Raw genomic sequence first — 13676 nt, forward strand, 5'->3', positions numbered from 1 at the left:
CTGGAGCACCTTTCTCTGGGATACGTGTCTCTAAGGTACATTGCGCAGCTGCACCTCGTGTTGAATGCGCACGCCCTCGTCGCCTGCCTTGAAGGAGAGGTCCAGGCGCACCAGGGCGTTACGCTGCAGGGTGGCGGCGATCAGGCGGAAGGGCTCGCCCTCCAGCACCAGGGCATCGGCCAGCAGACGTCGCTGCGGCACGGCGGCGGGCAGCGGAGCAGACGACTCTTGCGGAAAAGGCTGGACCGAATGGAAGCCGTACCCGGCGTAGCGAAACAGCTTGTCCCCCACCACGCAGAAGCTCACCGGCTCATCCACCATAAACCAACGCCCGGTGGGGGACGCCGAGGGGAAGGCATGGCTGCTGCCCCACCCCACCCGTACCGCTGCCGTACCCACCAGGTCCGAGGGGGCGGTGATGACTTTCTCCGCCGAGATCACCGAGGGCTCGCCCGGGACTGAAGCCAGCCGATAGATGTCGGCGGCCTGCAGCGGGTAAACCGCCACCCGGCCGATCGCTGGCGGCGCCATGAACGGCACCGAGAGAAAACCGCTGGAGGCGCTCTGCACCGGTATATCCAGGTAATGGGTGCCGGCCAGCACCGGCACATACTCAAGGCAGGGAATCCCCACGTTAGGGGAACGCCCTGCCCGCACGCTGTTGGGCAGGGCGTTGCGCAGTTCCCGGGCGAGCTGCTCCACCGCCACCGCTCCGGTCGAACCCAGGCGGCCCCGGCGCGCCGCGTCGGCGTAGCCCTGGCTGCTGTTGACGATGAACTGCACCGTGCCGAAGGCCATGATGCCCATGACCACGATCACCACGATCAGCTCGATCAGGGTAAAGCCGCGGCTGGCGCGCATCAGAAATTGCCCCGGTAGAAGCTGAACACCAGCGGCGCCTGCCCCGGCGGGGTCACGGTGAGCGTCACCGCCTTGGCATCGAATGGATCAAGCCCCAGCTCACTGCCCGCGTAATGCACCGACACCCGGACACCGTACCCGGCGTACTGCGCCAGGGGCGTCCCTTCTGCGCTGCGGGGGGACTCATCCAGGCCGTGAAAGTCGTCCAGGTCGTCAAAGCTGGCGCGGGTTTCACCGGCCTCTTCCGCCAGCGCGGCGCCAAAGTCCGCCGCCGGCGTACACTGGCCGGCGCTGGCGCCGATGCCAACGCACGCCGGCACTCCGCCAAGCGCCGTGCGCTCATCAAAGCGCTTGCCCAGGATCTCGTCGCTGTAGGCCTCGGCCAGCGCCACCGCCTTGGCCTGCCAGAGCGGGTCGGCGCTGTACTGGCTGCTGAACCGCAGCGAATTGGCCACCGCCAGCAGCGCGATGGCCAGCACGGCGATGGTCACCACCAGCTCCACCAGGGTAAACCCGGCGCTACTGGGCGATGCAGTCTGCAAGGTTCGCTGCTTCATAGGCATAGCCGGCCAGGGAGAGACAGACAATCCGCTCGCTGGCGGTAAACGCCAGGTTGGCATTGAGGGGCGCCCCGTTAAGGGTGTTCAGGTGGCCGAGGTTATCGTAGCCGACCCGCACCGCGTTGGCACCGGTGACAGGTACCGCCGTAGGTGAGGCCAGGCTCAGGCGGGCGTTTCCCCGCTCCGGTGTCTGCTGCTGCAGCCTAAGATCTTGGGTTCCGTCCCCGTCGGTGTCCACCCATACCTCAAAGCGCCAGTCGTCAGGCCGTCCCAACACCAGACTCACCGACTGGTTATGGCGGGCCAGGGCCGCCTGCTGGGCGAAGCGGGCGCTGCTGATGAGCTGATCCTTGAGCAGCAGGTCGCGATAGCTCTGGGTATCGGCGAAACGGGGAAAAGCCACGGCGGCGAGAATGCCGAGCAGGGCGAGGATGCTGATCAGCTCGATCAGCGAGAAGCCGGCGCCGACCCTGCCGGACACCGGGGGCCGGACGCGCGGAGTCATGAGGCGGGTTTAGCCCGCAGGAATGACGGTCACCACCTCGCCGTTGGCGGAGTTGTACAAGATTTCCCGATCTTGGCCGTTTTTCTGGCTGCTGTAGGTGAAGGTGCACTCGGTGCCGCTACCCGCGGGGGTATAGTCGGAGTCCGCGGCGGTCGAGGCGGTCGGCCCATTGGCATCGAAGACACCGGCCCAGAGGTCGGCACACTGGGTCAGAGACAGCGAGGCAGCGCCGCCACTGGTAGTGACATTGGTGCCCACGGCATACCCGTTGGCATTGACGTCCAACGTTTCGTCGCCGTAGCCGTCAACATCCTGGGTAAAGGAGCCCAGGTCACCGTTGGCCACCACCTGCGCCTTCAGCAGGGCGATACCAGTGGCGAAACCGGCCCCGGCGCCCTCGACCGCCGAATCATGGGCGTCGTCGGTGACGCTGATAAAACGCGGCAGGGCCACGGCGGAAAGAATCCCCAGAAGGGCGATTACCACGATCAACTCGATAATGGTAAAACCGGACTGCTTGTTACTCATGATTCGACCTCTTCGTCACCGTCACCGGAGCTTTTGTATAGGGTTCAAAGATATAACAGTCTTGGTTGAGTTAAAACCGAAAAACCCTACACAATAGCCTGTTAAATAAACACGAACTCATTCAGCGTCCGCCGAGCCTTAAAGGGCTGCGGTCGTAGCCCGGGGTCTGGGCCGTCAACGCCAGCCCCCGTCTAACCCGCCTGTCTTTTTTATCGGCCGGAGCAGGGTGCACCTTTAGAGAAAACCCCACCCGCTCCACCCCCGGGGGCAACCCCCGCCGGTTGGCGGCGTAGCGCACCCGGTAGACCAGTTGCCCCGTCCCGCTGTCGAAATACCAGCGGCCGCCGGGCACCGCCAGCGCCTCGTCCCCGTTGCGCTCGCCGACGTAATTCGCAGGCGGGGTCACCACCCGTGCGAGCAGGGCCATGGGGTTGGTCCCCTCCAGGGCCTCCAACGACGCCGGCTGGCCGCTGCCAAGGGCCCGGGTCCGCTCCAGGTTAATGCCGGCCCGCAGCCAGCCCAGCACCCCGCGAAACGCCGCCCGTTCGGCATCCACCGCCAGGCGCTGGTAATGAAGGTAGGCCAGGGTCGCCAGCACCGTGATCAGCAGCAGGCAGACCACCAGCTCGAACAGGGTGAACCCTCGCTGCCGGCGAGCATCGCCCCTCATCGGTTGACGGAGGCGTTGAGCTCCCACAGCGGCAGGAACACCCCCAGGGCCAGCACCAGCACCATGAAACCGATGGCCACGATCAGGATCGGCTCGATGGCGCTGGCCAGCCCCTTGAGGTCGTACTCCACCTCCTGCTCGTAGAAATCGGCCGCCTCTTCCAGCAGGTCGTCGATGTTGCCGGTCTCCTCCCCCACCGCCAGCATCTGCAGCACCAGGGGGCTGAACATGCCGGTGGCATGGGCGGTGCGGGTAAAGCCCTCGCCCCGCTCGATGCCCTGGCGCATGCCGCGCACCTTGTCGCCGATATAGGCGTTGCCCACCGCGGTGGAGACGATGGTCAGGGCCTGCTCGATGGGAATCCCGGCGCGCATCACCAGCGCGAAGGTCCGAGAGAAGCGCCCCAGGGTGATCCGTTGAAACAGCCCGCCCACCACCGGCAGGCGCAGTTTAAGTCGGTCCCACTTCAGCCGTCCCGGCTCGGTGGCGACGTAGCGCTTAAACGCGTAGAGCGCACCGACAAAGCCGCCGACAATCAGGTACCAGTAATCCCGGGTAAAGCCGGAGGTGGCGATCAGCGCCCGGGTCTGCCAGGGCAGCTCCGCGCCCAGGCTTCGGAACACCCCCTCGAAAGCAGGGATCACGAAGAGGTTGATCACGGCGATGGCTGCACCGATGGCGATCATCACAAAGAGCGGGTAGCGCGTCGCCTGCTTGATGTTCTTGATGGTCTGACGTTCCAGCTCCAGGTACTTGGAGATCTCCAGGAAGGCCTGGTCCAGGTTACCGGTGTTCTCCCCCACGTGAATCAGGCTGACGTAGAGGGACGAGAAGACCTTGGGGTGATGGTTGAGACTGCCGGAGAGGGTGTGGCCCTGCTCCAGGTCGTCGGTGACCGCGTTGAGGGTCTCGCTCAGCAACGGGTTGCGCACCGACAGGGCCAGCCCGCGCATGGCCCGGGTAATCGGAATGCCGGCCTTGGTCAGGCTGTACATCTGGCGGCTGAAGATGATCAGCTCGTCCAGCTTCACCCGCTGCAGCAGGCGCAGCCTGACGGCCCCTGCGCTGTCCTCGGCCGGCTTCGCCCCCCGCTCCTGGGTGATCGAGACGGGGGTGATCTGGCGCTCGCTGAGAAAGGCCGCCACCTGCCCGGCATTGCCCGCCTCGTGGCGGCCGGTCACCCGGGCGCCACCGGCATCGCGCCCCACGTACTGAAAGACCGCCATACCGCCTAGCCTTCCCCGTCCAGGGGCTCGAGGCTGAGGCCACCGAACTGGGGTTTATCCGGCGGCTGGAAGGCATGGGCCAGCTCCTGCGCCACCTCGTCCATCTGCTCGGTAACCCGGAACACCTCCTCCAGGGTGGTGACCCCCTGCCCGGCAAAGGCCAGGGCGCTTTCGGCCAGGGTGGTGTAGCCCGGGGCGCTGCGGGCGGCCTGGGTAAAGGCCAGGGTATTGCTGGAACGTAGGGCGTCGGCCATGGCGTCGTCCAGCTCCAGCAGCTCGAAGATACCGATACGGCCGCTGTAGCCGGTGTTGTTGCAGTAAGTGCAGCCACTGCCGGCGGCAAAGCTGGCCCCCGCGAGCTCCGCACCGAGCCGCTCCTCCAGCCAAGCCTGTTCCCGGGCGCTGGGGGTGTAGGGCTGGCTGCAGTGGACGCAGTTCTTACGGACCAGCCGCTGGGCCAGCACCCCACGCAGGGCACTGGCGGCCATGAACCCCTCGACGCCGATATCCACCAGGCGCATGGCGCTGCTGATGGCGTCGTTGGTGTGCAGGGTGGAGAGCACCAGGTGCCCGGTCATGGCCGCGCGCATGGCGATGGCGGCCGTCTCCGCATCACGGATCTCCCCCACCAGCAGAATATCCGGGTCCTGGCGCAAGGTAGCGCGCAACACGGTGGCGAAGTCGAGGCCGATCTTGGGGTTAATGCCCACCTGGTTGACCCGCTCCAGGCGATACTCCACCGGGTCCTCCACGGTGATGATCTTCTTGCTGGCCTCGTTGAGCTCCATCAGGGCGCCGTAGAGGGTGGTGGTCTTACCGCTCCCCGTGGGGCCGGTGACCAGGATCAGCCCGTTGGGCTGGTGGATCAGCTTGCGGAACCGGCTCAGCAACGCCTCGGGCAGCCCGGCCTTGTCCAGGCCGATGGCCCCGGCGGACTGATCCAGCAAACGCATCACCACCGATTCGCCGTGCTGGATCGGCATGGTGGAGATACGCACGTCCAGGCTGCGGCCACTGACGGTGATGTTGAAGCGCCCGTCCTGGGGCAGGCGCTTTTCGGAAATATTGAGCTGGGCCAGCAGCTTGAGGCGCAGCACCAGGGCCGAGGCAACCCGGCGCTCCTTGACTACGTTCTCCTGCAGCACCCCGTCCACCCGCTGGCGAATGCGCAGGACGTGCTCGTCGGGCTCGATGTGGATATCCGAGGCCCGCACCTGCACCGCGTCCTCGAAAATGGTCTGCAGCAGCCTGACCACCGGCACTTCACTGTCGTCCTGGGCGCTGAGCTGGGCGATGTCGAAGGCGTCGTCGCTGATCTCCTCCTCCAGCTGGCCAGCCAGGGAGGCGATCTCCTCGGTGCGCCGGTACATCAGGTCCAGGGTGCCCAGCAGCTGACTCTCGGGCACCACCGCCTGGCGGATCGGCTTGGACAGCAGCCGCTGCAGCTCGTCAAAGGCGTGCAGGTCCATGGGGTCGGCCATGCCGATCAGGAAGTGATCGGCGTGCTCCTTGAGCACGATGGCCCTGAAGCGGCGGGCGTGGGACTCCGAGAGGCGCATCACCTCCTGGGCATCGAACTCGTAGTGGGTCAGGTCGACCTTGGGAATGTTGAGCTGCTGGGAGAGAAAGTCGAGAAAGCGCTGCTCGGTGACGAACCCCAGCGCCACCAGGGTGCGCCCCAGCTTCTGCCCGGTCTGCTTCTGCTTGGCCAGGGCCTCCATCAGCTGGGGCTCGCTGATCACGTTGTTCTGGACCAGGAGGTCGCCGATGCGGATCTTCTTCGGGGGGGACATGGTCTCTCCTCAACCGCCCAGCTGCGCCAGCCGCTGGCGGGCATGGCGGTTCAGGGCGGGCTCGGCTGTGGGAATGCGTAGCACATTGCGATAGGCCTCACGGGCCTGTTCCGGGGCAGCCAGCGCCTCCAGGGAAATCCCCAGCCCCAGCCACCAGGCCGGACGGGTGCTGTCGAGGCGCAGCAGCGCCAGGTAGGTCTCCACCGCCTGGCCGTGATCGCCCGCGGCCTGCAGCACGGCGGCCCGCAGCTGGTGATACTCCGGGTCGGCGACGGGTGACGGCGCCGCGGGGGCCAGCAACGCCGCGGCGGCCTCCGCGCGCCCCTGCTGCAAGAGCAGCCGCGCCTTGAGCTTTTTCAGCCCCGGCGCCTCGGGCGCCAGCGCCAGACCGCTATCCAGCACCTGCTCCGCCCCGGCCACATCCCCCTCGCTGAGCAACAGGGTGGCCAGCAGGGCTCGGCTCTCAAGCGCGCCCGGCTCCTTGCCCAGGTAAGTCTTAAGCCGCCGCTGGGCCTCTTCCTGCTCGCCCCGGGCGACCAGGGCGCGGGCATCCTGAACGGTCTGGCGGTCGCGCTCAGCCGCGCTCAGCCGGGGCGTCTTGCGTAGCGGCCCCACCGGCGGCGAACTCTGCACCGTTGTCTGAAGGGGGGCAGCCTGAACTGAAGCAGCCTGCGTGGAAGCAGCCTGCGTGGAAGCGACCTCGACGGGAGCTGCCTCACCCGGCGCGGGTGCGAGGGGGGCCGTCTCAATGGCAGCCACCGCCTTCGCAGGGGCAGGGGCAGGAGTCTCGGCAGCCGGCGCAGGCTCGGGCGGGGCCAGCCGGGGCAAAGTCACCACAGGGTCATTCTCGGGCGCACGCTCCGGCGCCGTCGTTTCGGTCACGGCCCGGGGCGCTTGCGGCGAGACCGTGCGCTCGGCCCGCTTGGCAAGCGCATCCGGTACGACAGACTCAGCAGAAGTACCAATTTCAGCAGGGGCGACAGACGCAGTTGAAGTAGCCTTCTCGGCAGATGCGGCGACCCTGGCCTGGCGCGGCTGAAAGCGGGTGTCCGTCTGCGGCGATTCGGGATTCAGCAGCAGCCAGGCCACCAGGCCTGCGACCACCACCGCGAGTGCCGCCAGCCAGCGCGGAAAACGTCGCTCGGCCGCCGGCGACGCTGTGACCGGGGGGGTGCCACCGCGCTCCTGCAGGTTGCCATCACTCCCCTGCTCGCGGCGCTGCTCCAGGTCCCGCAGCATATCGTTGACCAGGCTCACAGGCTGGTCCCCGAAAACCAGAACGCCGACAGCCCGGCCAGCAGCAGAGCGCCAAGGGCTGCGGGGTAACGCACCCAGGGGCGACTGTGCAGCGGCAGGCGCAGCCCCTCGGTATCGGCCACGGCGGCGCGCACCCGGGCGGGGGCGACGCTCCGCTCACCCTTGCCGTAGGCGGCCATCATCGCCTTGTGGGCCAGGATGTTGATCAACCGGGGCGTCCCGCTGGATGCCCGGTACACCAGCCGCGACGCCGCCGCCGTGAACAGCGGCAGGCCGTTGTAGCCGGCGGCGCCGAGCCGGTGCTGCAGGTAGTGCCCAGTGCCGCTGCGATCGAGGGTTCGCAGCCGGTACGAGAAAGTAATGCGCTGGTGCAACTGCCGGAGCGAAGGCCGGGCCAGCAGCGTATCCAGCTCCGGCTGGCCGAAGAGCACCACCTGGAACAGCTTGCGCGACTCGGTTTCCAGGTTGGTCAACAGCCGCAGGCTCTCCAGGGTCTCCTCGGGCATGGTCTGGGCCTCGTCCACCATCAGCACCACCTGCCGCCCCTCCCCGGCAAGCTCGATCAGCCGTTGGTTGATCCGCTCCAGCAGGGCAAAACCGGTTTCGCCCGGGGTCAGCGTCAGCCCCAGTTCACGGGCGAAGTTAGACCGAAAGTCCTCCGGATTCAGGGCCGGGTTGGGTATGTAAGCGCTGACGTAGCACGCCTCGTCGAGGGCGCCGAGCACCTTGCGGCACAGCAGGGTCTTGCCGGTGCCTACCTCGCCGACGATTTTGACAAAGCCGTCGCCGTTGCCCAGCGCCACCAGGATCAGGTTCAGCGCCTCCTGGTGGGTGGGCAGGTTGAGAAAGAACTGGGTGTTGGGAGTCAGGGTGAAGGGCAGCTCCCGCAGGCCGAAGTGCTGCTCGTACATGCTACTCCACCCGCCCGGGCTCGTCGGCGCGACGCAGCTGGGTGAAGTTGTCCAGGCTCTGCTGCAGGCTGCGCTGCCAGCCCCGGCTGCCGGCAATGGTGGGCTTGAGCAGGATCACCAGCTCGCTTTTCAGCGACGCCTGGCGCTTCTGCCGGAAAAGGGCGCCGATACCGGCAATATCGCCCATCCCCGGGGTCTTGGCGCGGGTGTCCTTCACGGCGGATTTCATCAGGCCGCCGATCACGATCACCTGGCCGCTGCTGGCGCGCACCACGCTGTCGGATTCACGGATGGTGCTGAGCGCCAGCGGCAGCTGCAGGGTATCGGCCCCCACGGTAACGGTCTTCTGCTGGTCGGTCACCTCGCTGATGGAGGGGTGCACGTGCAGGATGATCTCCCCTTCCCCGCTGATCTGCGGCGTCACGTCCAGGGCGATGCCGGAAAAGAACGGGGTCAGCTCAACGTCCGGGGTGGTGGTGGTGGCCGTGCCCGTGGTGGTGGTGGTCTCGATATCGGTGACGAAGAACTCGTCGGTACCCACCTTGATCACCGCCTTCTGGTTGTTGAGGGTGGAGACCCGGGGGCTGGAGAGCACCTGCACCTCGCCCTGGGTCTCCAGCAGCTGGATCAGGCCGCTGAAGTCGGTGAGGTTGAGGGCGGCGCCGAACACCCCGGCGATGTTGTCCGGGTTGTTGAGCACGGCGCTGGACTGGCTGAGGACCAGGGTTTCACCGTCGCTGCCGGCATCGATCACCGCGTTCCAGTTGATGCCGCTCTGAAAGCCGTTGCTGAGCTCCACCTCCAGGATCTTCGCCTCCAGGATCACCTGTCGCTGCAGGGTCAGCTCCGCCTGCTCCAGGTAGGCGCGCACGGTCTGAAGCTCGCTGGGCATGGCCCGCACGGCCACCACGCCGGCCTGGGGGGTGATCACCACGTTGCGCCCCTCGCCGCTGCCGATCAGGGTGCGCAGGGTGGCTTCCAGACGCCCCCAGAAGTCGGTGGCGTTGCGGGTGTTGATGCGGGTGCCCACCACCGCCGAGCGGTTGCTGTCGTCGGAGTCGGCGACGGTACCGGCGCTCACCCGCACGTCGGAGCTGCCGTCACGGCTCACGTTGAGGTAGTTGATGTGAAACAGCGCGGTTTCAAGGCGCGCGGGTACCACCGAAAAGAGGTTGCCCCGGCGCTTGTACTCGTAGCCGTAGACATCCCGCACCATCTCCATGACCTCTTCCACGGTGACGTTCTTCAAATCCAGAGAGAGGGTCCCCCCGATGCCCTCGCTCACCACCATGTTGTAATCGGTGCCCTGCACCAGCCCCATGAAAAACTCCCGGGCGGCGAGGCCGTTGACCGCGATATCAAACCGCGCCTCGGCCTCGGGGCCTCCACGGGTCACGTCCAGGGGCGGCAACAGGGCCTCGAGCACCTGCGCGTCCGGGGTGGCCATCTCGGCGGCACGGTGCTCGGCGACATCCTGGCTCAGTTGCGCCATGGCCGTCTCCCGCGGCGGGGTCCCGGACACCGGCGCCCAGCTCTGACAGCCGGCCACCACCACAGATACCAATACAACCAGCGCGCTTCGCAGCCCCATCAATTTCGATCCCGCTTTATCCAATTTCTGTTCAAGGCCCGGTGCACCTGCAGCCGCCGGCGCTTACCGTCACTGCTCAGCCACACGCCGCCGGCGTCGATGCTCAGCACCCGGGCCGCGCCCAGGGTATCGCCTTCCCCCAGACGCCGGCCGTTGATCACCGCGACCTTGCGCCCGGCGCCCATGATAACCGACTCCAGGCGCCATTGATTGGCCGCCGCCGGCTGGCTCTTCGCGGCGCGCACGACCACCGGGGGGCGAGTCGGATCGCTGGCGGCCTGCAGGCTTGCCCAGGGAGACAGGGCCAGCAACGTGGCCAGGCTTAGCAGCGCCGCCCTAAACACCCAGCCACCCCTTCTCGGTACTCAGGGTATGCAGTTTCAAGGTCACCTCCGCCCGGGGATAGTCCCGCACCTGGTAGTCAATCGCATCCCAGAAGAAGCGCCGGGGCAGGGACTCCAGCGCCCGCACGTAGGCGAGCACGTCAAAATAGCCCCCCGCCACCACCAGGGTCAGGTCATGGCGGTAAACCCCCTTCAGCGGTGCCCCCTCCGGCCCTTCGGCCACCTGCTCGGCATCTCCCTTGCGGGCGCTTATCAGGGTCAACCCGGCCTGCTCGGCCAGCGCCGCCTGCAGTACCTCCAGCATCTCCTGCGGGGAAATCAGCCGCGCACTGCGCTCTAACAGGGTGGCATCAAGGGCCTTCTCCCGCGCCTGCAGCGCCGCCAGTTGGCTACGCAGGGCGTCGTTGGGGTCCACCAGGGGACGGCTCTTGAGGGTGACCAGCTCCAGCTTCTTGTTGGCCAGCTCCGCCTCCAGCTGCACGGCGCGACGCTCCACGCCGGCCTTGGCCTTTTGCGCCGGCTCGATCAAATAGAGGAAGGTGGGCAGCACCAGGGCCACCACCAGGGTGATCAGGATCAGCAGCCGCTCGCGCAGGGTCAGCCCGTCAAACCGCTCCGCGAGGGCCAGCAGCTTAGCTTTCACCGTCCACCCCCGGCACCAGTCGTGCGTTCAGTTCGAACCGCAGGCCGCGCCCCTCGCCCTGCTCCAGGGAGAAGTCGTCAAAGCGGGCCTGGCGATAGCCGGGCTCGGCGCCCAGCCGCTGCAGGTACTCGGGCACCAGCCCGGCACGCAGACTACGCCCCTCAAGGCTGAAGAGGCGCCCGCCTTCGGCCGCCTGAATCCGGGTCAGCCAGAGCTCAGACGGGCTCTGCGCCGCCAGCCCGTCCAGCAGCACGGAAAAAGGGGTCTGGGCAGCGGGCTCCAAGGCGCCCAGCAGGGCCAGGTACTCCTGCTTCGTCGCCAGGGTGCCTTCCAGCCGTGCGATTTGGGTTGCCAGGGCCGGCGAGGCCACCAGCTGTGCCCGGTGCTGCTGCAGTTGGTCGAGTTCGGCCTGCAGCGATGCCTGCTCGGTGCGCAGTGCGGCCAGTTCTGCCCGCGCCTGTTTCAACTCGCTGGCGCTAAACAGGTAAGCCGCTAACACCGTTGTCCCCACCGCCAACAGCACCAGCAGGCAGATGCCCGCAGAAAAGGGCAGGCGCTTTTTTTCGCGTCGCACGTAGAGGTTGATGCGCTGCTTCATGCGGCCCCCTCCGGGCGCAGGGCCGCGGCAATGGCCGGCAGGCACTGGGCCTGAAGCAAGGGTGTCAGGGGCTCGGCACTGGTGAGCCACTCGCCCAGGTCCAGCTGCACCACCTCTACCGGCAGGTTGTAACGGAACTGGGACAGCAGCGGCGTTTCGCCCGGCTGCAGCGGGCAGACCAGGAGCTTGAGGCAGGGGGGCTTGCCGATCTGGCTCTCGTAGTAATCCAGGGAGCGCTGAATATCCAGAACGAGGGCGCTGGCACGGGACTCGATATCGGTCGCATCGGGGGAGAGCACCTCTGCCGGTGCTTCCAGGGAGCGGGTCAGGTAAAGCTGGCCCTCGGCCAGCAGGTTGATATGACTGGTGCCGGCCTGTAGCCCCAGCAGGGCCGAGCCGGTGGACTCGGCGGGCAGCAGGTCGCTGAGGTTGAGCAGCGCCAGTTCCGGTATGTCCAGGATATCAAGATGCAGCCCCACCGCCCGGGTCAGCGCCTCGGCCTGCTCCGACACCTGACGGTTCATCACCGCCACGTAGAGCATGCGCGAGCGCCCGCGGTAGGCGTCTTCCGGCAGGGTGACGTAATCAATCACCGCCTCGGCGACATCGTAGGCGATCAGATCCTTGACCCGCCACTGCAGGGCCTCGAGCAGCTCGGCTTCCGGAACCGCAGGCGCCTCCACCAGCAGCAGCTGGTAGTCCTCCGGCCCCAGCAGATAACTGGTGGCACACCCCTGCAGGCCGCGGGCTTCAACCTCCTGGCGCAGGGGTTGGGGATTATCGTGAGTGACGCCCGGAATCAGGGCGCACTGGCTCAACGCCGGCTCCGCCCCAGTCCGGTAATGGGCCAGCGCCGCACCTTCCTGCCGCAAACAGAGACCGACCCGCCCGTCCCTACTACGTTTTTTCCTGAACAGGCTGAACAGCGTACTTCCCCTTACTTCCGACGCCAACGAGTTTGAAGTGCCTTTATTATCACAGCCCGGCCCCTGATGCCACCGCCGCTCCAGCGCCTAGCGACGGATTTCGTGTTGACTAATAAAAAAGGGGCGTGTTTAATACGCCCCCGTTGCCCGGATAGCTCAGTTGGTAGAGCAGAGGATTGAAAATCCTCGTGTCGGTGGTTCGATTCCGCCTCCGGGCACCACTTCTTTCAAGGCCTCGTCAGTGAACGGGGCCTTTTTGTTTCTGGCCTCTGGCCGTTCTCCGGCCGGAACCGATCTTTCCAGTATCTCTTCTTTTCCGCGACGCCCTAAGGCGATATTTGCCTCAGGATCAGCCTTGATGTCCGTGATCTGAACGATGGAGTGCCTGAAGAACGTCCTGCAGTCCTGACCCTCGCGTTCGGGGAGAACAAGGACCTCCCTTGTTCCCACCCTGTGCAACGTTGTCAGCTGACCGCAGGCCTGCGGTTAGTCGAAGAAGTCGAAACCAGACGCCCAACCCGATCGGCGGTAAGCTGAAATAGACCGGGCCTCCCTTTATCCCCATCCTATCTGTGAAATCAACGCGTTTGCCGTAGAAGCCCCTGTCGGCGTAAGTAGCCACACAAGAAATCCGCAGTTCAAGCAGACAGTCATCCAGAATACAGAGCGAAAAGACTGTTTCTTGGATTTGTGGCGTAGCTTTTGTTGGGCAAGGAGTGCGCCAGGCCAGCCTCCGATTAGGGCAACCAGATGCAGCGTGCTTTCTTGAGTTCGCCATGCCCCCTTCTTAGCTGCCGATTTATCAACCGCATACATGAGAAAGGCAAGCAAGCTCGCTACTAGATAAAGGGCAAAAATTAGAGAGTCTATTTTTCCTGAAAGAGCTGAGATACCGAGGATGCTGAAGAAAACAGCGGCCACCAGTGTCGCTGTAGAGCCGCCTTGACGCCTTGTCTTATTTGGCCGCGGCTTACCACTATGCTTCAAAGCCTTGGCGCTTGCTGGCGAGGAAAGCCCTTTTTGGAGACGACTAACAGGCCCGCGAGCCAACCCTTCGATATGAACGTCACCCGCACGAATACGGCCCTCCTTGTCCTTCATGGGCTGGTAGTAAATGATATCGCCTACACGAGGATTTCTGGCGATATTGCCGAAGTCCCGCATGTGAACGAACACATCACGGCTACCCTGATCAGGCTTGATGAAGCCGAACCCCTTCTCATCCTTCCAAGTTTTCAGGGTTCCTTTTTGTTGAGCCATTAG

General features: G+C 65.8%; 15 protein-coding genes and 1 tRNA gene. 1 reads left to right on the forward strand and 15 read right to left on the reverse strand.

The genetic code is table 11. The annotated features are described in order from the left end of the window. Nucleotides 1-30: 30 nt before the first annotated feature. The 14 genes from JGZ97_RS00530 to JGZ97_RS00595 form a co-directional block, all read right to left on the reverse strand. Nucleotides 31-861 (reverse strand): PilW family protein, encoded by an 831-nt coding sequence (locus JGZ97_RS00530; RefSeq protein WP_207060640.1) that lies wholly within the window; start codon nt 859-861, stop codon nt 31-33. Beyond that, a complete protein-coding gene (locus tag JGZ97_RS00535) occupies nt 861-1418 on the reverse strand; it encodes a prepilin-type N-terminal cleavage/methylation domain-containing protein (protein ID WP_207060641.1) in 558 nt (185 codons plus the stop codon). Before JGZ97_RS00535 ends, JGZ97_RS00530 begins: the two co-directional genes overlap by 1 nt. Beyond that, nucleotides 1381-1926: a hypothetical protein gene (locus tag JGZ97_RS00540; RefSeq protein ID WP_207060642.1), complete on the reverse strand. Its 546-nt coding sequence runs from the start codon at nt 1924-1926 to the stop codon at nt 1381-1383. The genes JGZ97_RS00535 and JGZ97_RS00540 overlap by 38 nt, the downstream gene beginning before the upstream one ends. Before the next feature lie 9 nt (nt 1927-1935). Next, nucleotides 1936-2454, reverse strand: a complete 519-nt coding sequence (locus JGZ97_RS00545; RefSeq protein WP_207060643.1) for a type II secretion system protein — start codon at nt 2452-2454, stop codon at nt 1936-1938. 121 nt (nt 2455-2575) lie between these two features. Beyond that, nucleotides 2576-3124 (reverse strand): Tfp pilus assembly protein FimT/FimU, encoded by a 549-nt coding sequence (locus tag JGZ97_RS00550; RefSeq protein WP_207060644.1) that lies wholly within the window; start codon nt 3122-3124, stop codon nt 2576-2578. Next, a complete protein-coding gene (locus JGZ97_RS00555) occupies nt 3121-4350 on the reverse strand; it encodes a type II secretion system F family protein (RefSeq protein ID WP_207060645.1) in 1230 nt (409 codons plus the stop codon). Before JGZ97_RS00555 ends, JGZ97_RS00550 begins: the two co-directional genes overlap by 4 nt. A 5-nt stretch (nt 4351-4355) precedes the next feature. Next, nucleotides 4356-6143: a GspE/PulE family protein gene (locus JGZ97_RS00560; protein WP_207060646.1), complete on the reverse strand. Its 1788-nt coding sequence runs from the start codon at nt 6141-6143 to the stop codon at nt 4356-4358. Nucleotides 6144-6152: 9 nt separating this feature from the next. After that, nucleotides 6153-7400 (reverse strand): tetratricopeptide repeat protein, encoded by a 1248-nt coding sequence (locus JGZ97_RS00565; protein ID WP_207060647.1) that lies wholly within the window; start codon nt 7398-7400, stop codon nt 6153-6155. Then, nucleotides 7397-8311 (reverse strand): ExeA family protein, encoded by a 915-nt coding sequence (locus tag JGZ97_RS00570; RefSeq protein WP_207060648.1) that lies wholly within the window; start codon nt 8309-8311, stop codon nt 7397-7399. Before JGZ97_RS00570 ends, JGZ97_RS00565 begins: the two co-directional genes overlap by 4 nt. A 1-nt stretch (nt 8312) precedes the next feature. Beyond that, entirely contained in the window at nt 8313-9902 is a 1590-nt protein-coding gene (gene mshL, locus JGZ97_RS00575) for a pilus (MSHA type) biogenesis protein MshL (RefSeq protein ID WP_207060649.1), read from the reverse strand. Further along, entirely contained in the window at nt 9902-10246 is a 345-nt protein-coding gene (locus tag JGZ97_RS00580) for a hypothetical protein (protein WP_207060650.1), read from the reverse strand. The genes mshL and JGZ97_RS00580 overlap by 1 nt, the downstream gene beginning before the upstream one ends. Further along, nucleotides 10239-10889: a hypothetical protein gene (locus JGZ97_RS00585; RefSeq protein WP_207060651.1), complete on the reverse strand. Its 651-nt coding sequence runs from the start codon at nt 10887-10889 to the stop codon at nt 10239-10241. Before JGZ97_RS00585 ends, JGZ97_RS00580 begins: the two co-directional genes overlap by 8 nt. Further along, nucleotides 10879-11487 (reverse strand): PilN domain-containing protein, encoded by a 609-nt coding sequence (locus JGZ97_RS00590; protein ID WP_207060652.1) that lies wholly within the window; start codon nt 11485-11487, stop codon nt 10879-10881. The genes JGZ97_RS00585 and JGZ97_RS00590 overlap by 11 nt, the downstream gene beginning before the upstream one ends. Next, a complete protein-coding gene (locus JGZ97_RS00595; protein WP_207060653.1) occupies nt 11484-12305 on the reverse strand; it encodes a hypothetical protein in 822 nt (273 codons plus the stop codon). Before JGZ97_RS00595 ends, JGZ97_RS00590 begins: the two co-directional genes overlap by 4 nt. A 253-nt stretch (nt 12306-12558) precedes the next feature. On the opposite strand from JGZ97_RS00595, the gene JGZ97_RS00600 reads away from it, so the two are divergent. Then, nucleotides 12559-12634 (forward strand) — tRNA-Phe (locus tag JGZ97_RS00600). 334 nt (nt 12635-12968) lie between these two features. Here the strand turns inward: JGZ97_RS00600 and JGZ97_RS00605 are convergent. Next, the gene (locus tag JGZ97_RS00605) at nt 12969-13673 is read right to left on the reverse strand and encodes a DUF1294 domain-containing protein (RefSeq protein ID WP_207060654.1); all 705 of its coding nucleotides are present in this window, start codon (nt 13671-13673) and stop codon (nt 12969-12971) included. Nucleotides 13674-13676 lie beyond the last annotated feature (3 nt).

Origin of the sequence: Motiliproteus sp. SC1-56, assembly GCF_017309075.1 — a bacterium.
GTDB lineage: Bacteria > Pseudomonadota > Gammaproteobacteria > Pseudomonadales > Balneatricaceae > Motiliproteus.

Excerpts from the sequence above, each read along its gene's own strand:
- JGZ97_RS00530 (WP_207060640.1), bottom strand. The coding sequence starts at position 861 with ATGCGCGCCAGCCGCGGCTTTACCCTGATCGAGCTGATCGTGGTGATC.
- JGZ97_RS00535 (WP_207060641.1), bottom strand. The coding sequence starts at position 1,418 with ATGAAGCAGCGAACCTTGCAGACTGCATCGCCCAGTAGCGCCGGGTTT.
- JGZ97_RS00540 (WP_207060642.1), bottom strand. The coding sequence starts at position 1,926 with ATGACTCCGCGCGTCCGGCCCCCGGTGTCCGGCAGGGTCGGCGCCGGC.
- JGZ97_RS00545 (WP_207060643.1), bottom strand. The coding sequence starts at position 2,454 with ATGAGTAACAAGCAGTCCGGTTTTACCATTATCGAGTTGATCGTGGTA.
- JGZ97_RS00550 (WP_207060644.1), bottom strand. The coding sequence starts at position 3,124 with ATGAGGGGCGATGCTCGCCGGCAGCGAGGGTTCACCCTGTTCGAGCTG.
- JGZ97_RS00555 (WP_207060645.1), bottom strand. The coding sequence starts at position 4,350 with ATGGCGGTCTTTCAGTACGTGGGGCGCGATGCCGGTGGCGCCCGGGTG.
- JGZ97_RS00560 (WP_207060646.1), bottom strand. The coding sequence starts at position 6,143 with ATGTCCCCCCCGAAGAAGATCCGCATCGGCGACCTCCTGGTCCAGAAC.
- JGZ97_RS00570 (WP_207060648.1), bottom strand. The coding sequence starts at position 8,311 with ATGTACGAGCAGCACTTCGGCCTGCGGGAGCTGCCCTTCACCCTGACT.
- mshL (WP_207060649.1), bottom strand. The coding sequence starts at position 9,902 with ATGGGGCTGCGAAGCGCGCTGGTTGTATTGGTATCTGTGGTGGTGGCC.
- JGZ97_RS00590 (WP_207060652.1), bottom strand. The coding sequence starts at position 11,487 with ATGAAGCAGCGCATCAACCTCTACGTGCGACGCGAAAAAAAGCGCCTG.
- JGZ97_RS00605 (WP_207060654.1), bottom strand. The coding sequence starts at position 13,673 with ATGGCTCAACAAAAAGGAACCCTGAAAACTTGGAAGGATGAGAAGGGG.